The 23441-nt window shown below is 71.8% G+C and carries 20 protein-coding genes; 2 read left to right on the top strand and 18 right to left on the bottom strand.

Annotated elements, in window-relative coordinates:
- Positions 1 to 131 precede the first annotated feature (131 nt).
- Complete coding sequence (locus AC507J_RS17550) at positions 132 to 473, bottom strand: cupin domain-containing protein (protein WP_496290221.1); 342 nt, start codon at positions 471 to 473, stop codon at positions 132 to 134.
- A gap of 156 nt (positions 474 to 629) precedes the next feature.
- Between AC507J_RS17550 and AC507J_RS17545 the strand changes: the two genes are divergently transcribed.
- Positions 630 to 3239 carry an AMP-binding protein gene (locus AC507J_RS17545; protein ID WP_496290220.1) on the top strand — a complete coding sequence of 870 codons (2610 nt, stop codon included), beginning with the start codon at positions 630 to 632 and terminating at the stop codon, positions 3237 to 3239.
- Between the two features lie 57 nt (positions 3240 to 3296).
- On the opposite strand, the gene AC507J_RS17540 is transcribed toward AC507J_RS17545, so the two are convergent.
- From AC507J_RS17540 to AC507J_RS17490, 11 genes are all read right to left on the bottom strand, one after another.
- Positions 3297 to 4595, bottom strand: a complete 1299-nt coding sequence (locus AC507J_RS17540; protein ID WP_496290219.1) for a PHB depolymerase family esterase — start codon at positions 4593 to 4595, stop codon at positions 3297 to 3299.
- A gap of 201 nt (positions 4596 to 4796) precedes the next feature.
- On the bottom strand, positions 4797 to 6260 hold the full coding sequence (gene argH, locus AC507J_RS17535) for an argininosuccinate lyase (protein ID WP_496290261.1): 1464 nt from the start codon (positions 6258 to 6260) through the stop codon (positions 4797 to 4799).
- A 55-nt stretch (positions 6261 to 6315) separates the two neighbouring features.
- A complete protein-coding gene (locus AC507J_RS17530) occupies positions 6316 to 6831 on the bottom strand; it encodes an arginine repressor (protein ID WP_496290218.1) in 516 nt (171 codons plus the stop codon).
- 34 nt (positions 6832 to 6865) lie between these two features.
- Positions 6866 to 7792, bottom strand: a complete 927-nt coding sequence (argF, locus tag AC507J_RS17525) for an ornithine carbamoyltransferase (RefSeq protein ID WP_496290217.1) — start codon at positions 7790 to 7792, stop codon at positions 6866 to 6868.
- Positions 7789 to 9018: an acetylornithine transaminase gene (locus tag AC507J_RS17520; RefSeq protein WP_496290216.1), complete on the bottom strand. Its 1230-nt coding sequence runs from the start codon at positions 9016 to 9018 to the stop codon at positions 7789 to 7791. The genes argF and AC507J_RS17520 overlap by 4 nt, the downstream gene beginning before the upstream one ends.
- Positions 9015 to 9902 (bottom strand): acetylglutamate kinase, encoded by an 888-nt coding sequence (gene argB, locus AC507J_RS17515; protein WP_496290215.1) that lies wholly within the window; start codon positions 9900 to 9902, stop codon positions 9015 to 9017. Before argB ends, AC507J_RS17520 begins: the two co-directional genes overlap by 4 nt.
- The gene (argJ, locus tag AC507J_RS17510) at positions 9899 to 11068 is read right to left on the bottom strand and encodes a bifunctional glutamate N-acetyltransferase/amino-acid acetyltransferase ArgJ (protein ID WP_496290214.1); all 1170 of its coding nucleotides are present in this window, start codon (positions 11066 to 11068) and stop codon (positions 9899 to 9901) included. Before argJ ends, argB begins: the two co-directional genes overlap by 4 nt.
- Positions 11065 to 12075 (bottom strand): N-acetyl-gamma-glutamyl-phosphate reductase, encoded by a 1011-nt coding sequence (gene argC, locus AC507J_RS17505; protein ID WP_496290213.1) that lies wholly within the window; start codon positions 12073 to 12075, stop codon positions 11065 to 11067. The genes argJ and argC overlap by 4 nt, the downstream gene beginning before the upstream one ends.
- Before the next feature lie 148 nt (positions 12076 to 12223).
- Entirely contained in the window at positions 12224 to 13042 is an 819-nt protein-coding gene (locus AC507J_RS17500) for a hypothetical protein (protein WP_496290212.1), read from the bottom strand.
- Positions 13042 to 15345, bottom strand: coding sequence for a hypothetical protein (locus tag AC507J_RS17495; RefSeq protein WP_496290211.1), 2304 nt, complete (start codon positions 15343 to 15345; stop codon positions 13042 to 13044). The genes AC507J_RS17500 and AC507J_RS17495 overlap by 1 nt, the downstream gene beginning before the upstream one ends.
- A complete protein-coding gene (locus AC507J_RS17490) occupies positions 15342 to 16166 on the bottom strand; it encodes a hypothetical protein (RefSeq protein ID WP_496290210.1) in 825 nt (274 codons plus the stop codon). The genes AC507J_RS17495 and AC507J_RS17490 overlap by 4 nt, the downstream gene beginning before the upstream one ends.
- 169 nt (positions 16167 to 16335) lie before the next feature.
- Here AC507J_RS17490 and AC507J_RS17485 point away from each other — a divergent pair, with 169 nt between their 5' ends.
- A complete protein-coding gene (locus AC507J_RS17485; protein ID WP_496290209.1) occupies positions 16336 to 17220 on the top strand; it encodes a Crp/Fnr family transcriptional regulator in 885 nt (294 codons plus the stop codon).
- A 52-nt stretch (positions 17221 to 17272) separates the two neighbouring features.
- Here AC507J_RS17485 and pheT read toward each other — a convergent pair whose 3' ends face one another.
- From pheT to infC, 6 genes are all read right to left on the bottom strand, one after another.
- Positions 17273 to 19852 carry a phenylalanine--tRNA ligase subunit beta gene (gene pheT / locus AC507J_RS17480; RefSeq protein WP_496290208.1) on the bottom strand — a complete coding sequence of 860 codons (2580 nt, stop codon included), beginning with the start codon at positions 19850 to 19852 and terminating at the stop codon, positions 17273 to 17275.
- Positions 19853 to 19891: 39 nt separating this feature from the next.
- Positions 19892 to 20959: a phenylalanine--tRNA ligase subunit alpha gene (pheS, locus tag AC507J_RS17475; protein ID WP_496290207.1), complete on the bottom strand. Its 1068-nt coding sequence runs from the start codon at positions 20957 to 20959 to the stop codon at positions 19892 to 19894.
- A 214-nt stretch (positions 20960 to 21173) separates the two neighbouring features.
- Positions 21174 to 21971, bottom strand: a complete 798-nt coding sequence (locus AC507J_RS17470; protein ID WP_496290206.1) for a TrmH family RNA methyltransferase — start codon at positions 21969 to 21971, stop codon at positions 21174 to 21176.
- 68 nt (positions 21972 to 22039) lie between these two features.
- Positions 22040 to 22432, bottom strand: coding sequence for a 50S ribosomal protein L20 (gene rplT, locus AC507J_RS17465; protein WP_111244048.1), 393 nt, complete (start codon positions 22430 to 22432; stop codon positions 22040 to 22042).
- 32 nt (positions 22433 to 22464) lie between these two features.
- Positions 22465 to 22659: a 50S ribosomal protein L35 gene (gene rpmI / locus AC507J_RS17460; protein WP_496290205.1), complete on the bottom strand. Its 195-nt coding sequence runs from the start codon at positions 22657 to 22659 to the stop codon at positions 22465 to 22467.
- Positions 22660 to 22679: 20 nt separating this feature from the next.
- The gene (gene infC / locus AC507J_RS17455; RefSeq protein WP_496290204.1) at positions 22680 to 23330 is read right to left on the bottom strand and encodes a translation initiation factor IF-3; all 651 of its coding nucleotides are present in this window, start codon (positions 23328 to 23330) and stop codon (positions 22680 to 22682) included.
- Between the last annotated feature and the right edge of the window lie 111 nt (positions 23331 to 23441).

The following is a 23441-nucleotide window of genomic DNA, read 5'->3' as shown; positions in this document are numbered from 1 at the left end:
GACGGCGGTGCCATCCGGCGTACTGCCACCCTGCCACGCTAAAGCGCGGAATCAAGGCGTGAGAACCCCGCAGTTCTCGTAGCGGCCTCTCATCGGGCGTCTCCTGCCGTGGATTGCTCGGTGACCCCGCGTCAATGAGCGGGCACCGAGACACAGACCATTGTGGTGTCCTCCAGCGCCTCGACGATCCCCGGTGTCTGCTCCGGCACATGCACGAAGTCGCCCGAACGAACCGTCACGGCGTCGCCCTCGGCACCCACCCGTAAGGCTCCGCTGAGCACCACCCAGACCTCCGCGTAGGAGGCCGGTAGGTCGGCACGCGCCCCGGCAGCGAAGAACGCCGGGTACGCACTCATCGACCGGCCGACCTCTTTGTTGAGGCCCGGCGCGATAAGAATCCGGTCATCGAAGCGGACGGCGTCGTCGCCGATCACCGAGCTGAACCGACGGACCCGCGCGGACGTCTCCGACATGTCGAACGCCTTCCCATATCCAGACCAAGACCCTAGAACCTCAAGTCTGGTTGAAGTCAAGGGAATAGTCATCGAATTGAATTCCGCCTGACGACGGGTGTGATCCGGGACGCCGACGCCTAGGAAATTAGGGCAGCCTTACCTTAGAGTGCCTCCGTGACTGTCGCTCCATCCCTGGTCCCGGCCCGGCGGGCGGTGCCGTTCGTCCGCGATCTCGCGAGCCACGGCAACCGGACCGCTGTCGTCACCACGGCCGGTGAGATCAGCTACGCCGATCTTGCCCGCCGGGTCGCCGAGGGGGCCGAACGGCTCGGCAGCGTACGCCGGCTGGTGCTGGTGGTCGGTGCGAACAGCCTCGACGCGCTGGTGGCGTACCTGGCTGCGCTGCACGGCGGGCATCCGGTGCTGCTGGTGCCCGACGGGCCCGCGCTGCCGGAGCTGGTGCGGGCGTACGACCCGGACGTGCTGCTCGGGCCGGACGCCGGCTGGGCGGTCCAGGAACGGCGGGTCGGCAGCGCACACGAGCTGCACCCCGACCTGGCGCTGCTGCTGAGCACCTCCGGCTCCACCGGCTCGCCGAAGCTGGTCCGGCTCTCCCACGACAACCTCGCGGCCAACGCCGAGTCGATCGCGCGGTATCTGGGCATCCGGGAGAGCGACCGGGCGGTCACCTCGCTGCCGCTGCACTACTGCTACGGGCTGTCGGTGGTGCACAGCCACCTGGCCCGGGGCGCGGCGCTGGTGTTGACCGATCTTTCCGTAGCCGACGCCTGCTTCTGGGAGCTTTTCCGGGCCGCCCGGTGCACCAGCCTGGCCGGTGTGCCGTACACCTTCGAGCTGCTGGACCGGGTCGGCTTCGCCGAGATGGAGCTGCCGCAGCTGCGATATGTCACCCAGGCCGGCGGTCGGCTCGCCCCCGAGCGGGTCCGCCGCTACGCCGAGCTGGGCCGACGCGGCGGCTGGGACCTCTTCGTCATGTACGGGCAGACCGAGGCGACCGCGCGGATGGCGTACCTGCCGCCGGACCTCGCGGCCGAACAGCCGGCGGCGATCGGCGTGCCGGTGCCCGGCGGCGCGTTCCGGCTCGCGCCGGTGCCCGACCATCCGGACCCGCAGGTAGGCGAGCTGGTGTACGCGGGCCGCAACGTCATGCTCGGCTACGCCGAGCGCCCGGCCGACCTGGCGCTCGGGCGCACCGTCACCGAGCTGCACACCGGTGACCTGGCCCGGCGCACCCCGACGGGACTGTACGAGATCGTCGGCCGGCGCAGCCGGTTCGCCAAGATCCTCGGGCTGCGGGTGGACCCGGACCAGGTCGAGGCGCTGCTGTCCCGGCACGGGGTGGCCGCCACCTGCGTCGGCACCGACGACGAACTGGTCGTGGCGGTGCCGGGTGACGCGGACGGCCGCGGCATACGCCGGCTGGTCGTCGACGCGGTGGGGCTGCCGCCGCGTGCCGTGCGGGTGCTGGTCCTGGCCGAGCTGCCCCGACTCGGCAACGGCAAGCCCGACCTGGCCCGGCTGCGCGCGCTGGCCGCCGCCGAGCCGGCCGGGGCCGCCGCCGAGCCGGCCGGGATCGACGCAGACGGGGTGAGCAGGTCGGCGCACGCAGCCAGCGGTCCGGCCGGCGGCGGCGCCTCGGCCGACGAGCTGTGCCGGCTGTACGCGCAGGTGCTCGACCGGGACGACGTACGCCCCGAGCTGAGCTTCGTCGACCTGGGCGGCGACTCGCTGTCGTACGTGGAGATGTCGGTCCGGCTGGAGCAGGCACTGGGCCACCTGCCGTCGAACTGGCACACCCTGCCGATCGCGGCACTGCGCGCGCCGCAGCGGCCCGGCAGCCGGCGGCGGTCGCTGGAGACCAGCGTGGCGTTGCGCGCGGCGGCCATCGTGCTGATCGTCGGTTCGCACATCCAACTCTTCGCCGTCACCGGCGGCGCGCACCTGCTGCTGGCGGTGGCCGGGTTCAACTTTGCCCGGTTCCAGCTCACCAGCGCCGGGCGGCGCGACCGGCTGCGGCAGATCGGCGCCAGCCTGGCCCGGATCGTGCTGCCGACGATGGCCTGGATCGGCGCGGTGATGCTGGTCAGCGACCAGTATCGGGCCAGCACCCTGCTGCTGGTGCACAGCATCGTCGGGCCGGACGAGGCGGGCAGCGGGTGGCACTTCTGGTTCATCGAGGCGGTGGTGTACCTGCTGGTCGGGTTGGCGGCGCTGCTCGCCCTGCGCCGGGTCGACCGGCTGGAGCGCCGGCACCCGTTCGCGCTGCCGTTGGGGTTGACCGCGCTCGGCCTGCTCGGCCGGTACGACGTGTTCGGCCTGGACGCCCGCTACGACCTGCCGGCCGCGCTGGTCGCCGGCTGGCTCTTCACCCTCGGCTGGGCCGCCGCCCGAGCCGACGGCATCGGGCAGCGGCTGCTGGTCAGCGCGGCGGCGGTGCTGATCGTGCCCGGCTTCTTCGGCCAGCCGGCCCGTGAGGCGCTGATCGTGGCCGGTTTCCTCCTGCTGGTCTGGCTGCCCACCGTGCCCAGCCTCCGGCTGGTCAACCGGATCGCCGGCCTGCTGGCCGCCAGTTCGCTCTACATCTACCTGACCCACTGGCAGGTCTACCCGCACCTGCGGCAGTGGCCGCTGGTGGCGCTGGCCGCCTGCCTGGCCGTCGGCATCGGCTATGCCGCCGTGGCCGGGCGGGTGGGTCGGCACGGGCTCGGCCTGGGCAGCGGGCTCGGCCTGGGCAGCGCCCAGGCGGACCGGGCCACCGGCTGACGCCGATGGCCCGGTCACGATCGTCGAGGGTGCCCCACTCACCCCGACGCCGTACGGTCACTGCTTGAGCAGCCACCCGGGGATCTTCGGGTCCTCGTAGACCGGCCCGGTCACGGCGTGGTAATCCGGCTGCGCGAACGCGTCGTCCGCGTACTCGGAGTAGCGGATCAGGTTCTGCACCTTCGCGGGAGAGACACCCGCCGCCACGTACGCGTCCCGCAGGCGCTGCGTCGAGGTGTAACTGTTGGCCACCGGCAGCACCGGGTCGCTGGTCGCGTGGGTGATCCAGAACGGGGTCCTGGCCGTGGCGATCTGCGCCGCCTGCGCCGGGGTGACCTGGAAGCCACCGTTGATCAGCGCACCGGCGAACAGGCCCGGGTGGCGGGACATCGCGTCGTACGCCAGGGTGGAGCCCCAGGAGAAGGTCGAGACGTAGACCCGGTCCCGGTCGGCGCCCCGGTGCTGGTTCAGGAAGGACCGCAGCAGCGCCACCATGGCGGCCGACTCGGCCACCGTGCCGATACGCGGGTTCTGCGGGGCCAGGACGATCACGTCCTCCCGGCTACCGGTGCGCTCCGGGCGCAGCCAGGCGGTGACCATGATGTCGACGGCGAGCTGCACGCCACGGTTCTCGCCGTCGAAGCCGGATCCCCAGCCGTGCAGGGCGACCACGACCGGGTACTGCTTGCGCGGGTTGTAGTTACGCGGCAGGTGGTACGCGTACGGCAGGTCGGTGCCGTCGTGCGTAAAGGTGCCGTGCTGGAACTCGTCCACCAGCAGGTTGATGGTGTCGCCGGTGAGCGGGTGCCGGGTCGGCCCGCCCTTGGCGAGCACCGGCCCGTTGCCCTTGCCCTTGCCGGGCTGGGCGTGCACGTCGGCGTTCTGGATCACCTGGGTCGGCAGGTCCGGGTTGACCTTCTCGTAGCAGCGACCCGAGCACGTCGACCGGATGACCGTGTTGCCACCCGGGTCGGCCATGCTCAGCTCGACGATGACGAATCGGCCGCGCTGCGAGGTGCCGCGCGGGTGCAGCGCGGGCCGGTCGTTGGTGTAGATCCGGGTGATCGTGCGGTCCGCCCGCTTGGCCAGATCCTCCGGTTCGTTGAACCGGAAGTTGTAGATGCTGTCGGAGACGGTGAACGTCGTGCGGTCCAGCTTGCGCGGATTGACGTCGGCCCGGTACTCCACGGCCACCGCCTTGACCTTCTGGCCGAAGCTGTCGACCTCGGTGATCGCGGCGATGCTCTGGATGCCGGTCTTGACGCCCTTGCCCAGCGGCGTGGCCGAGGCCGGCCCGCCGAGAGTCGCGACGAGCGCGATGCCGGTGAGGGCAGCGGCGAGGTGGCGAAATCTCATGCGATGTGCCCCTCCTGCAGTGGTGATGGGTGGCGGCAGAATCTTGCTAAATCGAGTTAGCAGTTTCAACGGTCACTCTGGCCACTCCGCCCCCTCATGTCAAGCCCCGGTCGTCAGCGGAAGGGGCAGGCTGGTCGCGGGAAAGACGAACGCGCGGCCCCGTGGCGAAACCACGGGTGCCGCGCGCGTCCGGCGCAAACCTCAGCGCGGAACGACCTGCTCCGCTGCCCACTCCCGCCAGCCCACCAACTGGTCGGCGGCGGCAGCGAGCTGGTCGGCCACCGGACCGGGACCGGTCGAGCCCGGGGTGATCCGGGCCGCCAGGGCCGAGCGGACCGACAGCACATCGCGTACGCCCGGGTCGAGGTGTTCGCTGATGGTGGCCAGGTCGGCGTCGGAGACCTCGTCGAGGGCGCAGTCCCGGGCCGCACAGAGCGCCACCAGCTTGCCGGTGATCTCGTGCGCGTCACGGAACGGCACACCCTTGCGAACCAGCCAGTCGGCCACCTCGGTGGCCAGCGAGAAGCCCACCGGCGCGGCGGCGACCAGCCGGTCGACGCGTACCGTCATGGTGGAGATCATTCCGGCGAGGGCCGGCAGCAGCAGTTCCAGGGTGTCGACCGCGTCGAAGGCCGGCTCCTTGTCCTCCTGCATGTCCCGGTCGTAGGTCATCGGCAGGCCCTTGAGCATGGTCAGTACGGCGACCAGCCCGCCGACGAGCCGGCCGGACTTGCCCCGGGCCAGCTCGGCGATGTCCGCGTTCTTCTTCTGCGGCATGATCGACGAGCCGGTGGCGAAGGCGTCGTCCAGCTCGACCCAGCCGAACTCCTGCGACGTCCAGAGCACCACCTCCTCGCCGAGGCGGGACAGGTGCACCCCGATCATCGCGGTGGCGAAGAGGAACTCGGCGACGAAGTCCCGGTCGGCGACCGCGTCCATCGAGTTGGCGAAGGAGGTCCGGAAGCCGAGTTCCTTCGACACCGCCACCGGGTCCAGCGGCAGGCCCGACCCGGCCAGCGCGCCGGCACCGAGCGGGCTGACCGCGGCCCGATGGTCCCAGTCGCGCAGCCGCTCCAGGTCGCGCAGCAGCGGCTGCACGTGGGCGAGCAGCCAGTGGCCGAAGGTGACCGGCTGGGCGTGCTGGAGGTGGGTCATGCCGGGCGCGGCGGTGTCCACGTGCCGCTCGGCCTGCTCCACAAGCGCCTCGGCCAGCTCGACCAACCGGGCGGCCACGCCCCGGGCGTGGTCACGCAGGTAGAGCCGCAGGTCGGTGGCGACCTGGTCGTTGCGGGACCGGCCGGCACGCAGCTTGCCGCCGAGGCCGCCGAGCCGCTCCAGCAGCCCGCGTTCCAGGGCGGTGTGCACATCCTCGTCGTCGACGGTCGGGCGGAACGCACCCGAGGCGCAGGCCGCCTCCAGGTCGTCGAGGGCGGCGAGCATGCGGCCCAGTTCCTCCGGGTCGAGCAGCCCGGCGCCGGCCAGCACCCGGGCGTGCGCCCGGGAACCGGCGATGTCGTACGGGGCCAGGCGCCAGTCGAACTGGACGCTCACCGACAGCCGCGCGAGCGCCTCCGACGGGCCGCCGGCGAACCGGCCACCCCACAGACTCGTCCGGTTCGCTGGGGCGCTGTTCTCGGTCAGGCTCTTGTCATCCACCCCGCCAATTCTGGTGGTCAAGGCCGCACCCCATCCAGCCGGGCCACGCTCTCCAACTGCTCCGTCAAGGTGTGTTGTCCCCTTCAGTGTTGTCGTCCCGGCGGGCCCAGCGGGCGAGCCGTTCGCCGAGCGCCGCCCCGCCGTCGGGCTCGCGCGCCACGACGAGGATGGTGTCGTCGCCGGCGATGGTGCCGACGATCTCCGTCAGGCCCGCCCGGTCCAACGCGCTGGCCAGGTACTGGGCCGCGCCGGGCGGAGTACGCAGCACCGCGATGTTGCCGCTGGAGTCGACCTCATTGAGCAGTTCCCGCAGCAGCCGCACGAGGCGGGCCGGTGCCCCCTCGGCATCGCGCAGCGGGCGGTGGCCGTCCTCCGGGATGACGTAGACGGCCCGACCGTCCCCGCCCCGGGCGGTGACCGCGCCGAGTTCCTTCAGGTCCCGGGAGAGGGTGGCCTGGGTGACCTGCACACCCTCGTCGCCGAGCAGTTCGGCCAGCTCGGTCTGCGAGCGAATCTCGTGGTCGCGGATCAGCTCGACGATGCGGGCGTGCCGGGCGGCACGGGTCAACGGTGCGGTCACCGAACCTCCTCGGTCGCTACGGCGGCGCCGCTGCTCACGCCGTCTGCGTGAGCAGGAACGCCAGCAACGCCTTCTGGGCGTGCAACCGATTCTCCGCCTGGTCGAAGACGGCGCTGCGCGGGCCGTCGAGCATCTCGTCGGTGATCTCCTCGCCGCGGTGCGCGGGCAGGCAGTGCAGCACGATCGCCTCCGGCGCGGCGTGCCCGAGCAGCGCCTTGTTGACCTGGTACGGCAGGAACGGGGTGATCCGGTCCAGCCCGTCGCTCTCCTGGCCCATCGAGGTCCAGGTGTCGGTGGCGACCACGTCGACATCCCGGACCGCGGCGACCGGGTCGGTGAGCACCCGCACCGACCCGCCGGTGCCGGCGGCGATCGCCTCGGCCCGGGCCACCACGTCGGCGGCGGGCTGGAAGCCGGCCGGGCCGGCGACCCGCACGTGCATCCCGGCGGTCGCGCCAGCCAGCAGGTACGAGTGGGCCATGTTGTTCGCCGCGTCGCCGACGTACGCCAGGCTCCGGCCGGCGGTGCCGCCGCACCACTCTCGCACGGTGAGCAGGTCGGCCAGCAGCTGGCAGGGGTGGAAACCGTCGGTAAGCGCGTTCACCACCGGCACGGTGGCCCCGGCCGCCACCTCCGCGATCCGGTCGTCGCCGTGGGTACGCAGCACGATCGCGGCCACGTAGCGGGACAGCACCCGACCGGCGTCGCCGAGGCTCTCGCCCCGACCGAAGTGGGTGACCTGGGTGTCCACCACGAGGGGATGGCCGCCGAGTTCGGCGATGCCGACGTCGAACGAGATCCGGGTACGCAGGCTCTGCTTGTCGAAGAGGACGGCCACCGACCGGGGCCCGGCCAGCGGCCGGTGCGCGTACCGGTCGGCCTTCATTTGGGCCGCCAGGTCGAGCACGCTTGCCTGCTCGTCCGGCGAGAGATCGTCGTCGCGCAGGAAGTGCCGGGTCATGCGGAAGCCTCCGTGCTGTCGGTCGGGCTGATGGGTGGCGGCGACCCCGCAGTGTCCGTACCGGGACTCGCGGCCGACAGCGCGGCGGGCAGGGCGGCGAGAAAGGCGTCGACCTGGGCGGCGGTGAGGATCAGCGGCGGGGCCAGCCGGAGCACGTCCGGCTGGACGGGGTTGACCAGGAAGCCGGCCGTACGCAGCGCCTCGGCGGCGGCGGCCGACACCGGTTCGGTGAGGGTCACGCCGAGCAGCAGCCCGGCACCCCGTACGCCGCCGATCAGCGGGTGACCGAGCGCCTCGATCCCCCGGCGCAGCCGTTCGCCGACCCGCTTGACGTGGTCGAGCAGGCCCTCGTGCGCGATCGTGGAGATCACCGCCAGGGCGGCGGCGCAGCTGACCGGGTTGCCGCCGAAGGTGCTGCCGTGCGAGCCGGGGGCCAGCAGCTCGGCGGCCGGGCCGAAGGCGAGGGTCGCACCGATCGGCAGCCCACCGCCGAGCCCCTTGGCCAGGGTCACCACATCCGGTTCCACCCCCTCGGCCTGGTGGGCGAACCAGTGTCCGGTACGGCCGATCCCGGTCTGTACCTCGTCGAGCACCAGCAGCGCGCCGTGCCGGGCGGTGATCCGCCGCGCGGCGGCGAGGTAGCCGGCCGGCGGGACGATCACGCCGTTCTCGCCCTGGATCGGCTCCAGGATCACCATGGCCGTGGCGTCGGTGACCGCGGCCTCAAGGGCGGCCACGTCACCGAACGGGATGTGGCTGACCTCGCCGGGCAGCGGGCGGAACGGGTCGGCCTTGGTCGGCTGGCCGGTCAACGCGAGGGCACCCATGGTGCGACCGTGGAAGCCGCCGACGGTGGCGACCACGTGGGTCCGTCCGGTCCGGCGGGACAGCTTGAACGCCGCCTCGTTGGCCTCCGCGCCGGAGTTGGCGAAGAAGACCCGCCCGGGCCGGCCGGCGAGGGCCAGCAGCAGCTCCGCCAGGGCCACCGGCGGTTCGGCGACGAAGAGGTTGGAGACGTGCCCGAGGGTGGCGACCTGCTTGGAGACGGCGGCCACCACCGCCGGGTGGGCGTGCCCGAGGGCGTTTACCGCGATGCCGCCGAGCAGGTCGACGTACTCCCGGCCGGCCTCGTCGACCACGACGGCGCCGGAACCGGAGACCAGCGCCAGCGGGGGCGTGCCGTAGTTGTCCATCATCGACTGCCGCCAGCGGCTCACCAGCGTCATGAGGGGATCACCATGGTTCCGAAGCCTTCCGAGGTGAACACTTCCAGCAGCGTGGAGTGGGCGACCCGGCCGTCGACGACGTGCGCGGCGGGCACTCCCCCACTGACGGCCCGCAGGCAGGCCTCCATCTTGGGCACCATGCCCGACTCCAGCGACGGCAGCAGCTTCGCCAGGTCGTCCGTGCTGATCTCGCTGACCAGGCTCGACCGGTCCGGCCAGTTGGCGTAGAGGCCGGGTACGTCGGTGAGGACGACCAGCTTGCGGGCGCGCAGCGCGACGGCGAGCGCGGCGGCGGCGGTGTCGGCGTTGAGGTTGTGCAGCACCCCGTCGACATCCGGCGCCACCGTCGAGATCACCGGGATCCGGCCGGCCGCGATCAGGTCGTCCACCGCCGAGACATCCACCGACTCGACGTCGCCGACCTGCCCGACGTCGACCGGCTCCCCGTCCACGTACGCGGGACGCCGCACGGCGGTGAAGAGTCCGGCGTCCTCGCCGGAGAGACCGACAGCGAACGGGCCGTGCGCGTTGATCAGCCCGACAAGTTCCCGGCCGACCTGACCGACGAGCACCATCCGGACCACGTCCATCGCCTCCGGGGTGGTGACCCGCAGGCCGCCCCGGAACTCGCTGTCGATGCCGAGCCGGCCGAGCATCGCCGAGATCTGCGGGCCGCCGCCGTGCACCACCACCGGCTTGAGGCCGGCGTAGCGCAGGAACACCATGTCGGCGGCGAAGGCGCGTTGCAGTTCGGGATCGACCATGGCGTTGCCGCCGTACTTGACCACGACGGTGGACCCGGCGAAGCGGGCCAGCCAGGGCAGCGCCTCGATCAGCGTGGCGGCCTTGGCCTGGGCGTGGGTGAGGTCGGAGGAGAGATTCATGTCGAGTACGCCGAGTTCTCGTGCACGTAGGCGTGGGACAGGTCGTTGGTCCAGATCGTCGCCTCGGCGGCACCGGCGTGCAGGTCGATCCGGATGGTCACGTCCCGGCCGGTGAGGTCGACCTTCGAGCGGTCCTCGGCGGCGGCACCGGAGCGGCAGACCCAGATCCCGTTGACTGCCACGTCGACGGTGTCCGGGTCGAAGGCGGCGGCGGTGGTACCGACGGCGGCGAGGATCCGCCCCCAGTTCGGGTCGTTGCCGAACAGCGCGGTCTTCACCAGGTTGTTGCGGGCCACCGACCGGCCCACCTCGACCGCGTCGTCCTCGTCGGCGGCGCCGACCACCTCGATGGCGACCTCCTTGGTGGCGCCCTCGGCGTCGGCGAGCAACTGCTGGGCCAGGTCGTGGCAGGCGGCGGTGACCGCCGTGGTCAGCTCCGCCGCGCTCGGCGTGACGCCGGAGGCACCACTGGTCAGCAGCAGCACCGTGTCGTTCGTGGACATGCAGCCGTCGGAGTCGACCCGGTCGAAGGTGATCCGGGTGGCGGCGCGCAGCGCGGCGTCGAGCGTCTCCCGGTCGGCCACCGCGTCGGTGGTGAGTACGCAGAGCATGGTGGCCATGCCCGGGGCCAGCATGCCGGCGCCCTTGGCCATGCCGCCGACGGTCCAGCCGTCGCCGGACACGACGGTGGTCTTCGGCCGGGTGTCCGTGGTCATGATCGCCTCGGCGGCGGCGTCACCACCGTCGGCGCTGAGGACCTGCCCGGCGGCGTCCACCCCGGCCAGCAGCTTCTCCATCGGCAGGCGTTCACCAATCAGGCCGGTGCCGCAGATCGCCACCTCCCCCGCACCGATCTGCGCCGCGCCGATCGACGTCAACGTGGCGGCGGTGTGTTCCGCGGTGGCGTGGGCGTCCTGGAAGCCGGCCGGGCCGGTGCAGGCGTTCGCCCCACCGGAGTTGAGCACCACCGCCCGGACCACGCCGCCCCGGACGACCTGCTCGCTCCAGAGCACCGGTGCGGCCTTTACCCGATTGGTGGTGAAGACCCCGGCGACTGCGGTGTCCGGGCCGTCGTTGACGACGAGCGCTACGTCGCGCGCGTCGCCACTCTTGAGCCCGGCGGCCACTCCGGCCGCTCGGAAGCCCTGCGGTGTGGTCACGCTCATGGGGCGACTCCCCAGGTGGACAGGCCCGTGGTCTCGGGCAGGCCGAACATCAGGTTGGCGTTCTGCACCGCCTGCCCCGCGGCGCCCTTGCCGAGGTTGTCCAGGGCGGCGACCACGATCAGCCGGCCGGAGTCGACGTCGACTGTGGCTTGCAGGTGGCAGGAGTTGCCGCCGAGGGTGGCGGCGGTGTGCGGCCAGCGTCCCTCGGGCAGCAGGTGCACGAACGGCGTGTCCGCGTACGCCTGCGCCAGCACCGCCCGTGGATCGGAGTCGGCGGCGTTCCCGGCCGGTAGCGCGGTCACCGTGGCCAGGATGCCGCGCGGCATCGGCGCGAGCACCGGGGTGAAGGAGAGGCCGGTAGCGCCGGTCGCCTGCTTGATCTCCGGTACGTGCTGGTGGGCACCGACCTTGTAGGGCGACAGGTCGCCCATCACCTCGCTGCCCAGCAGGTGCGGCTTGGCGGCGCGGCCCGCGCCCGAGGTGCCGGAGGCAGCGACGACCACCACGTCGGCGGGCTGGGCCACCCCGGCGGCGATCAGCGGGGCCAGCGCCAGCGTGATCGTCGCGGCGTAGCAACCGGTGTTGGCGACCCGGGTAGCGGCGGCGATCCGCTCCCGCTGCCCGGGCAGTTCAGGCAGGCCGTAGGTCCACGCGCCGGCGTGCGGGCCGCCGTAGTAGCTGGCCCAGGCGTCGGCGTCGACGAGCCGGTGGTCCGCGCCTAGGTCGACGATCCGGACCCCGGCGGGCAGCTGCGCCGCCAGGGCCGCCGACTCGCCGTGCGGCAGGGCGAGGAAGACCAGGTCGGCGTCGGCCAGCACGTCCGGCACCGTCTCGGCGAACGTCAGGTCCAGCCCGGTCAGCTGCGGGTGGACGGCGTCGACCGGCTGCCCGGCGCTCCGGTGTGCGGTGGCGGTCACCAGGTCGAACTCGGGATGCTGGGCGAGCAGGCGCAGCAGCTCGCCTCCGGCGTAGCCGCTCGCACCCGCGACCGCAGCCTGAATTCCCATACCCACCTCCGCATGACTATGCAACGAAGGCTAGCAGTAACCAGCGAGCTGCTGCAAGTTCATGCAGTTGACTGCATGAGAATGGCATTTGTGATAGCCGATCTCAGTGCCGTCGACTCCTCCCGGCGGGAGGAGTCGACGGCGACGGCTACTCCGCTCGTCCCGCGAGCCCCTGTTGCCGCTCGTACGTCCGCAGCGCGACATCCCATGCCTGGGTGTACTCGGACGGGCCCAAGCCGAGGTCGTTGTGCCCCTTGACCGCCTCCCGCAGCAGCTTCACCAGGTCCGGGACCAGCTCACGGCGTTCCTCGATGTAGCGGTGGAACACTGCGGCGAACTGCTCACCCGTCAGCCGGGCCGCGTGCGCCGTGACCGGATCGTCCTGGAGGCTCCGCAGCACGCCCGCCCAGCGCCGGGTCAGCTCGTCAGCCTGGCGAGTACGGATCTTCTCGAGTTCGTGGTCGCACTCGAGCATGATCCGCTGCTCCCAGTACGGCCGTAACCGCTCCCGCACCCGTTCGTCCGGGCTCACCCGCAGCCGCACCGAGAACTGCGGCAGGTGCGCCTCCTGCGGCCAGCGCTGGTGCATCAGCAGGTTGTTCAGCGCCCGTTCAAGGTCGTGGGCACGATGCGGTTCGTGCTCGCGGGCCAGGTCGATCGCCCGTTCCCGCACGATCCCGCCCGCCCACGGCAGCATCGCGGCCGCCCTCAGCTGAAGTTCCTCGAAGCTCATGTTCGTCGCCGTCCAGTGGTAGACGACGTGCAGGTTGAAGTCGAACGCATCACCCTTCGCCGGCACCAGGAGCGGGTGCGGCACGTCCTGCCGGAAGGTGACCCGAGGGGGTGTGGCGGCAGCCTGCGAGGTGAGATCGGGAGCAGGCGTGAAGAAGGAGTGCCACCAGTGGCGTCGCGTCTGTTGCGGCACGCCGTGCCGCCGGTCAGCGGTTCCGGAGGAGTGGACGGTCATCAGGCTTCCTCAGCAATCAGGTTTTCGACGTCATCGAGCAGCAGGCATCCAGGCATGACCGGACGCCAGACGTGCCGCAGCTGGTGGTCGAGCCGGCGGCCAAGTGGCGGGCGTCCGGTCAGCACGAGCCGCAACAGCGCCAGCACATGCGCTGCGACCTCGGGCTGGCCGTCCGCCCGGCTGAGCCAGAAACCGAGCGTCCGCCAGGCCCGGTACGCCGTCTCCGGCAGGCTCAACGCGGTCGCCCAGAGGGTTGCGAGGTCTTCGGCGGACACCATCCCCTGACGCTCCAGTTCCAGCAGTTCAGGCCAGTGTTCGCGAGGTGGTCGAGCCCACCGTTCGGCAAGAATCCGCAACGTCCGTGCCGCGTGCAGCCGCACCTCCCGCTCGGTGGCCCCGGTCCGATCGGTGGGCTCGGTCCATTCGGCCAGGGACCGCAGCAGAGCGGACTGGTGTCCACCCTGATAGACCTCGACCAGGCCGCGGACCACCGAGTTGTGCCACCGTTGCATCCGCCCGGACGCGACCAGGCGAAGCTGCCCCAGAGCCGCTTCCGGCCACAGCCGGGCCAGCCCGAGTTCGTGCGCCCGAGCGACCGTGTCCCGCAGATGGGCCGCCGGGCCGGCGGCCCAGCGGTCCAACTCGACCCGGACCCGATGCCTCAGCTCAGGTTGCATCGCCACCGCGACGAGCACGATCGCGGCCGCCTGTCGGATGCTCGCCCGCCGCTCTCGCGCCAGGTCGCACACGGTGTCCAGAGCGGCCTGCACGTTCCGGCTGGCCGACCAGCCCACAGCGGCGGCCGCTGCCTGCCGTACGTCCGGCTGGTCCGCGCGGACCAGGTCCGCAAGCCAGCCGAGCAGCACCTGCGGCGGCCACCAGTCGGTCCATGCCACGTCGAGTACGGCGGAGCGCAGTTGCTCGGTGCCTGGCGTGAACTGGACCTGGACGCTGCCGGTGGCCCACTGCCCGGCCCGAACCACCACCGCGGCGCGGAGCGTCGGGCCGAGCAGGTCGTCGAGAGTGGCACCGCGCAGCCGCACCGGTGCCGGCTGTGCCCCTTCGTGACCTGGTACGAGCCGGTTGGCGGCGAGTCGGATCTCGGCCGTCGACAGTCCGGCGAGCACCACACAGGACAGCCGGAACGCCCGGACCTGCTCGACGGACCAGCCCACCGGGGCACCCACGTCTGCAGGTGGATCCAGGATATGTGCGGCCCGTTCGTACAACTGCTGAGGCAGCAGCTGCGCCAGCCGCTCGGTAAGCGGTCTGGCTCGTGGCGTCGACGGCGCGAGGGCCTCGACCACGGAGACCACCTCGCGCGGGCGAGGTTCCCCGGCCAGGTATGTCGAGAGCAGGGGGTGGCGGACGCATTCCCCGTCGACGTACTGCTCCACGCATTCGGCGGTACAGCCATTGGTGCAGAAGCCCACGCAGCGTCCGGCCAACTCCCGCCGTAGGCGGGCCCGGAACACCTCCCCGGCCGGAGCCGGTCGATGCTCGACGATGTGCCCGGCGAGATCCTGGACCCGTCGAGAGAAATCGCCTACCAGCAGCAACGTCATTCCGTTGGCGTTCGCCCGCGCGGCCAGCCCGATCAGGGTGTAACCGTCAAGCGCACCGACATGCTCGTCGCTGAGTCGCAGCACGTAGCCGCACCCGCGTCGTCGACCCAGTTCGGTGCGCAGCAGGTCGGTGAGTTGCTCGACACCGACCACGTTCACCCCGCCGATACCGTGCCGACGGGCCGAGGCGACCACCGCCGAGGTGAACCGTCCGCTTCCCGGCGGGCCGGACAGACAGACCAGATGGCGTTGCTTCAGATTGTGGTCGAGCTGTGGGTCGCTGCCGGCGGGCGCATAGCTCTTCACCATGTCCAGCACCGTCACCTCACTCAGCGTTTCCGACCAGACCCGCCGGCCCTCCACCGATTCGGTGGCCGCGCTGACATTTACCGTGCCGATCGCCAGGGCACCGGCGCCGGTGGCGTTCTGCCCGCGTACGAACATGTCGCCGGTGTCGATCCCGGCGCTCCCGAACAAGCCGGCCAACCGGTGCAACACCTCGCTGGAGTCCAGCGGATCCTCGCGGTCGTCCACCTCGTCCGCGTCGTCTGCCGGCGATGCCGGATCCGCCTCACCCTCGTCCGGTGCCGCCTCAGCATCCGTGGGATGCGCCTGGGGCGGTTCAGCGACGGATTCCGGTGGGCCGTCGACGGTGGCGGGATGCTCGGGGTGGCCGGTCGCCCGACCAGCCGAGGGGTCGCCGAAGGGCGCTTCCGGCTCCGGGTACGGGTTGCTCATCGGTCCGGGTCCGGACGCAGAATGGCGTCCCGGCCGATGGAACCGATAGCCATCGCGCCCGGTCCCACGGCATTCTGGCCGTCCACGCGGATGTCACCGGTTCGAATGCCGTCACCGACCGGCGGTTGAGCGCCGCGCCCGGTGCGACGAGGCCCAGCAGCCTCCGTCGGCGGGTCCGTCGCCGGCTGCCGTGGCGAGTCGTGTGGCTCCGGTGCGGAGTCATCCCGCCAGAACGTGGCGTCCTCGTCCAGGACACAGAGCCACGCCGACTCGTGGAAATCCTTGGCCGCGTGAATCACCTCGATCCGCCGGAACCGATCCGGCCGGATCTCCTCCGGATACTCGGTCACCACGTCGCGGTAGATGTCGGCGGAGACCACAAGCGCAACCCCGGCGTCGGGGAAGGCAGCCAGCGCCCGGCGTACGGGTGCCGCGTCGCAGAGCCGGCTGACCACCACGACCGCCTGCCCGGGAAAGCCGTTGGCCCCGTCGAGGTGCACCATGCCCTGATGCACCGCCACCCGCAGCCTGATTCGAGCCTCCGGAAGACGACTGGCGTTGTACCGCCGCAGTCGCCGGTTGAGTTCCGGCAGGAAGCGGCCGATCACCCGGGCCTCGGGCACCTCCCGCGGCAGGACGGCCAGTTCTCCGTCGCCTGCCTGCTGCGTCGTCCAGCCGACACGGTCCATACCGACCTCGTCGGCCGCTTCGCGCAGCAGTCGGTGGAAGTCCTGCTGTGCCTCGTACTGCTGGATGTTGCCACGCCGGCTGTAGCGTTCCATGTCCACGCAGACCAGCAACCGTCGCTCCGGATGCTGCATGTCATCACCCTCCTCACCCCGGTCCTCGATGGCCGGGCACCAGCGAACATCCAACTGGTGGACAGGGGCCGAGACCCCGTAGAAGTACGGCATCCGGGCTGGCTGCCGACAACCCGTCATCCCGTACCGGGCGGGGATCGGGCGGGCCTGTTCGCGATGCACTGCTCCCATGTGGAATGTGCCGATCGACGTGCTGCTGGCGCTGGGCATGGACCCGCACGTGACGCTGAGCCTGGTGATCGCGTACCTGCTCGCGGGACCGCTGCTACGCCGAAAGTGGCGCATCGCAGCCGGGCGGCTACGCTGCGGACGCTGTCGTCGGCGAAGCGGAACGGGAGCCCGGATGCGGTACCACACACCCCAAGAACCGGAATGGCCCTACGGCACGTTCCTGCAACGGCTCCAGCCGACCGTACGGACTGCCCTGTTGGAACTCGGCGTTCGCCGTCACGTACCGGCGGGTCAGATCGTGATCCACGAGGGACAGCGACAGTCGCACCTGGTGCTGATCGAGCAGGGCCTGACGAAGGTGACAGCTGCCCTGCCCGATGGGCGCACCGCGCTGCTGTCCCTGCGCGTCGGCGGCGATCTGGTGGGCGAGATGTCGGCGCTCAACGACCGGCCACGCTCGGCCACGGTCACCGCCTGCGGACCTCTGCGCTACAGCGTCATCGCGCCTGACCGGTTCCGCATGTTCCTCATGGGCAATCCCGACGCCGCACTCGAACTCGCCGCGATGGTCACCGACCGGCTGCGCTGGTCGAATCGGCGCCGGATCGACTTCTCCTCGTACCCGGTCAAGATCAGAATTGCTCGGGTCATCGCGGAGCTGTCCCGCACGCACGGCCGCCGGGCGCCGCACGGGGTCGTCATCGACGTACGGCTCACTCAGCCCGAGTTGGCCTCCATCTGCGGTGCCTCGGAGACCTCGGTGCAGAAGATCCTTCGGGAGCTGCGAAGTGACGGACTTGTCGACACCGACTACCGCCGGATGACCGTCCGAGATCTGCCGCGCCTGCAGAGCCTCGGACAGCTCGAACCCGACGAGTGTTAAGAGGGGGCCCTTCCTATGCACGAGGCGTTAGGAAGGGCCCCCTCCTTACAGCTCAGGCGCCGCGGAGGGTGGCGCCGTAAAGCTCTGCGGCACGGGCCACGGCGGCGTCGCGGGCGGCGACGGCCTCCTCGACGGTGAGGGTGCGGTCCCGGGCGCGGAAGGTGAGCTTGTACGCCAGGGACCGGCGGCCGGCACCCAACTGCTCGGAGGCGTACACGTCGAACAGGCGCACCGATTCGAGCAGCTCGCCGGCGCCCTCGGTGAGGGCCTGCTGGACCGACTGGGCGGGAACGGTGTCGGCCACCACCAGCGCCACGTCGATCAGGGCCGGCGGGAAGCCGGAGACCGTGGGCGCCGGCACCACCGCAAGCTCCGGCAGGGCGTCCAGGTCCAGCTCCATCGCGCTGGTCCGGCGGGGCAGTTCCAGCGCCGCCAGCACCGCCGGGTGCAGCTCACCGGCGTGGCCGACCACCGCACCGTCGACAAGCAGTTCGGCGCAGCGACCGGGGTGCCAGGGGGCGTACTCGGCGGCGCGCACCTCGACCCGCTCGGCCGGCACTCCGGCGGCGGCGAGGACCTCCCGGCCCGCTTCGACGGCGTCCGCCCAGCCGGCCGGCCGGCCGGCGCCCCACCAACCGGCCGGCTCGACATCGCCGGTCAGCACGACGGCGACGTGCCGGGGCTGGTGCGGGACCACCGCGTCGGCGGCGGCGAACTCGGCGTCGGTGGGTCGCCGGTCGACCCCCATCGTCGGCGGACGGCCGGCGCCGGGACGCGGCTGGAAGACCGCGCCGATCTCGTAGAGGGCCAGGTCGCGCAGCCCTCGACCGAGGTTGCGCCGGACGATGCCGAGCAGCGGGCCGAGCAGCGTGGTGCGCAGCAGCGGCTCCTCCTCCGACAGCGGGTTGGCCAGCCGCACCGCCTGCCGGCGTGGGTCGTCGGCCGGCAGCCCGAACTGGTCGGCCAGCTTGGCAGAGACGAACGGGTGCGCCAGGACCTCGACGTAGCCCCGCTCGGCAAGCGACCGGGAGACCGCCCGGTTGCGCCGCTGCCGCCAGGTCAGGCCCCGGCCGGGCGGCGCGGTCGGCAGCAGCGACGGCACCTGGTCGTACCCGTCGAGGCGGGCCACCTCCTCGATCAGGTCGGCCGGCTCGGTCAGGTCGGGACGCCAGGTCGGCGGGGTGACGCTTAGCGTCTCGCCACCGCCAGCGGCCACCGCCACCTCGCCCGGGTCCTCGGTCAGCCGGTCGGTGCCCCGCGCCACGGTGCAGCCGACCCGCTCCAGCAGGGCGACCACCCGGGCCGGCGGGTAGTCGACGCCGACCCGCCGGCTGGGCAGGTCGGCCGGCAGCACGATCGGGGTACGCGGCGCGACGTGGGCGATGTCCAGCACCTCGTCGCCGGGCGTGCCGCCCGCGTACGCGGTGAGCAGCCCGACCGCCCGGTCCAGCGCGAGCAGCGGCAGGGCCGGGTCGACGCCCCGCTCCCAGCGCTTCGCCGCCTCGCTGAACAGCTTGTGTCGACGCGCGGTACGCCCGACCATCGCCGGATCCCAGTGCGCGGCCTCGAAGAGCACGTTGACGGTGCTCGGCAGCACCTCGCTGGTCTCGCCGCCCATCACGGCGGCGAGCGAGATCGGCACACCGTCGCCCTCGCCGGCCAGCGGGTTGGGCAGGCCGGCGTCGCAGATGACCATGTCCTCGGGGGCCAGCGCGCGGGTCACCCCGTCGAGCGTGGTCAGCTTCTCCCCCGGTACCGCCCGCCGCACCACCAGGGCACCGGTGATCCGGTCGGCGTCGAAGGCGTGCATCGGCTGGCCGAGTTCGAGCATCACGTAGTTGGTGATGTCGACCGGCAGCGAGATGCTGCGGATGCCGGCGATGCTGAGCCGCCGCTGCATCCAGTCCGGGGTCTGCGCCGTCGGGTCGACACCGCGCACCATCCGGGCCGCGAACCGGTCGCAGCCGACCGGGTCGCGCACCTCGACCGGGTAGGCCGGCTCAGCGGTGCCGGGCGTCGCGGGCAGCCGGCCCCGGTCGGAGTAGTCGACACCGAAGGCGTGCGCCAGTTCGCGGGCCAGCCCCCGCAGTGACATCTGGTAGCCCCGGTCCGGGGTGATCTCCACCTCGACGATGATGTCGTCGAGGCCGACCACCGGACGCGCGTCGTCGCCGGGCTTGGCGACCACGTGTTCGGGCAGCACCAGGATGCCGGAGTGGTCGTCGCCCAGCCCCAGCTCCTTGACCGAGCAGATCATGCCGTTGGAGTTGCGCCCGTACGTCTTGCGCGCGCCGATGGCGAAGCCGCCCGGCAGCACCCCGCCGGGCAGGATCACCACCACCCGGTCACCGGGGGCGAAGTTACGCGCCCCGCAGACGATCTCCTGCGGCTCGCCGGTGCCGTTGGCGGCACCGACGTCCACCCGGCAGAACCGGATCGGCTTCTTGAAGCCGGTCAGCTCCTCGATCTCCAGGACCTCGCCGACCACCAGCTGCCCGGTGACCGTGCCGGACAGGTCCACGATGGACTCGACCTCGATGCCGAGGTCGACCAGGGCCCGTTCCAACTCGTTGACGGGCAGGTTGGCCGGGATGTCCACGTACTCCCGCAGCCAACTGAGAGAAACTCGCATGACTTTGATCCACCGTCTCCGTGACTCGTACCCGTCGCCCTACAGCCCGGCCCCGAACGCGCGGGTGAACCTCGCGTCCCCCTCGGCCATGTCGCGCATGTCGCTGACCCCGTGCCGGAACATCACCGTCCGGTCGATGCCCATACCGAAGGCGAAGCCGGAGTAGACCTCCGGGTCGATGCCGCAGGCGCGCAGCACCCGCGGGTTCACCATGCCGCAGCCGCCCCACTCCACCCAGCGCGGGCCGTCGCGGTGCTCGGGGAACCAGACGTCGAACTCGGCCGACGGCTCGGTGAACGGGAAGTAGTGCGGCCGGAAGCGGGTCCGGGCGCCCTCGCCGAACATCGCCCGCGCGAAGTGGTCAAGCGTGCCGCGCAGATGCGCCATCGTGATGCCCTTGTCCACCACCAGCCCCTCGACCTGGTGGAAGACCGGCGCGTGGGTGGCGTCCAGTTCGTCGGTGCGGTAGACCCGCCCCGGCACCACCACGTAGATCGGCGGCTTGCGGGCCAGCATGGTGCGTGCCTGCACCGGTGAGGTGTGGGTACGCAGCACCAGCCCCGACTCCTCGGGTGCGATGTGGAAGGTGTCCATCAGCCCGCGCGCCGGGTGGTCCGGCGGGATGTTCAGCGCGTCGAAGTTGGTCCACTCCAGCTCGACCTCGGGCCCCTCGGCCACCTCGTAGCCCATCCCGATGAACAGGTCGCTGATCTGCTCCATCAACACGGTGATGGGGTGCCGGGCACCACGCGGTCGCCGGTCGTAGGGCAGCGTCACGTCGACGCGCTCCTCCACCAGCACCCGCTCGGCCTGCTCGCGCTCCAGCACCTCGGCGCGGGCGGCGTATGCCTGCTCGATGGCGCGACGGGCCTCGTTCACCCGCTTGCCGGCGTCGGCCTTGGCGGCCGGCGGCAGCGCGCCGATCTCCCGGCGGGCCAGCGCGACCGGGGCGCGGTCGCCGAGGTGCGCCGGGCGCGCCGAGGTCAGCGCGTCGGGGTCACCGGCGGCGGCGAACGCCTGCTCGGCCTCGGTCACGGCCTCGGCCAGGGCGGCCGGGTCGAGCAGGGCGACCTGCTTCGGGTCGTACGGATCGTTGCGGTAGCTCATGGCGTACGGGCACTCCCTCACGGCGGCGCCAGCCCTCACGGGCGGCGAAGCGAGTCTACGGACGCGCGGCTGTGCCGCAGCCCGCCGGTGGGAGTTGTGCGGAGAGCAGGTCAGTCCCGCCGCCCGCCGACACCGGCGGGCTGGCTAAACGAACGCCGTACTGCGTTCACCATGGGGGCCGTTTCTCCTCGTGCTCTGCGCCTCTGACCTCGGGTCAGCGCTGCGCTCTCGCTGAAGCGTACAGGCAGACCGCGGCAGCCGCAGCCAGGTTGAGGCTCTCGGCCCGCCCGTGCAGCGGCACCCGGACCCGGTGGTCCGCGACCTTGATCAGCTCGTCGGGGAGGCCGTGCGCCTCCGAACCGAACAACCAGGCGGTGGGCGCGGCGAGCCGCCCGTCGTCGGCCAGGTCGTCGAGGTCGTCCTCGCCGTACCCGGTGGCGGCGAGCACGGCCAAACCCGCCGCGCGGGCGGCGGCGACCACGGCCGCCGGCTCGCGCTCGCGGACCACGTCGACGTGGAACAGGCTGCCGGCCGAGGAGCGTACGCACTTGCCGTTGTACGGGTCGACCGCCTCCCCGGCGAAGACCACCGCCGTGGCGCCGGCCGCGTCCGCGGTACGCAGCACGGTGCCGGCGTTGCCCGGGTCACGGATCCCGGCCAGCACGGCGACCAGCCGTGGGGCGTCGGCCAGCGCGGTGGCCAGGGGCACGTCGAGGTGCCGGCAGACGGCGACCAGGCCCTGCGGGGCGACGGTCTCGGCGAGGGCCGCGAGCGCCTCGTCGGTCACCTCGGAGACGGGTACGTCGGCACCTGCGGCGGCTGCCGCCTGGTCGGCGTACCGGTCGAGGGCCTCGGGGGTGCCGAAGAGCTCGACCACGGTGTCCGGGCGGGTCAGCGCCTCGCGGACGGCCTGCGGCCCCTCGGCCAGGAACCGGCCGGTGCTGTCCCGCTCGCGCCGGCGTTGCAGCCGGCGGGCGGCGACCACCCGGGGCGTACGCGGTGTGAAGGGCATGGTGTCCTCACCACACGACGCGAGGCGCCCCCCGGTCACGAGGGACGCCTCGGCGCGTTGTGCGGGGATCAGGCGGCCTGGGCCGCCGCGCCGCCGGTGCCCTCGGCCTGGACCGCGGCCCGGGCCAGCTCGACGATCGCCGCGAACGCGGCGGCGTCGTTGACGGCCAGGTCGGCCAGGATCTTGCGGTCGACCTCGATGCCGGCCAGGCGCAGGCCCTGGATCAGGCGGTTGTAGGTCATCCCGTTGGCCCGGGCACCCGCGTTGATCCGCTGGATCCACAGCTGCCGGAAGTCGCCCTTGCGGTCACGGCGGTCCCGGTAGGCGTACTGCATCGAGTGCAGCACCTGCTCCTTGGCCTTGCGGTACAGCCGGGAGCGCTGGCCGCGGTAACCGCTCGCGGTCTCCAGCAGGGTACGGCGCTTCTTCTGGGCGTTCACAGCCCGCTTGACGCGTGCCATCTCAACTCCTTCTTGGACTCAGGTGGCGCGCGTCAGCGGCCGAGCAGCTTCTTGATGCGCTTGACGTCGGACTTGGCGACCTCGATCACGCCCGTCAGCCGACGGGTACGGGTGGAGGGCTTCTTCTCCAGGTTGTGGCGCATACCGGCCTGCTGCTTCATGATCTTGCCCTTGCCGGTGACCCGGACCCGCTTGCCCGTGCCCGTGTGGCTCTTCATCTTCGGCATGTGGAACGTCTTCTCCCCTGTTACTGGCCGCTGGTGTCAGCGGTCGTGCCGGACTCGCCGGCTGCTGCGCTCTCACTGGCCGCCGCGGGTTCGGCGGCCGCCGCGGTGGCGGGCTCCTCCGCGGTCCGCTCCCGGGGTCCACCTCGGGACGCCGTGGCGGCGACCGCGGAGGCTTTCACGGCCCGATGCGGAGCGAGAACCATGATCATGTTTCGGCCGTCCTGCTTCGGAGCGGACTCGACGTATCCCAGTTCCGTGATCTCCGACTCGAGCCGGCGCAGGAGCCGGTAACCCAGCTCCGGGCGGCTCTGCTCGCGACCGCGGAACATGATCGTCACCTTGACCTTGTCACCGGCCTTCAGGAACCGCACAACGTGACCCTTCTTGGTCTCGTAGTCGTGCGGATCGATCTTCGGCCGGAGCTTCATCTCCTTGATGACGGTCTGCTGCTGGTTACGCCGCGCTTCGCGCGCCTTGAGTGCGCTCTCGTACTTGAACTTGCCGAAGTCCATGAGCTTGCACACCGGCGGGCGCGCCATGGGCGCAACCTCGACCAGGTCCAGATCGACGTCCGCGGCCAGCTGAAGGGCGCGCTCCAGCGGGACGATGCCCACCTGCTCACCCTCGGGGCCGACCAGTCGGACCTCACGTGCCCGGATCTGCTCGTTCACGCGTGGTTCGACGCTGATGGGGCCTCCTCGAGTCGGTTCTTCATGCGTGGCCGACCCGCGCAGCTCCCGGTGGGAGCCAGCCCGGAAAGCAGAAGGCCCCGGCGCATGCCA

This window comes from Micromonospora sp. PRAS1, assembly GCF_059553435.1.
The sequence above is the reverse complement of the archived record's forward strand: the minus strand, read 5'-3'. Positions and strand labels throughout refer to the sequence as shown.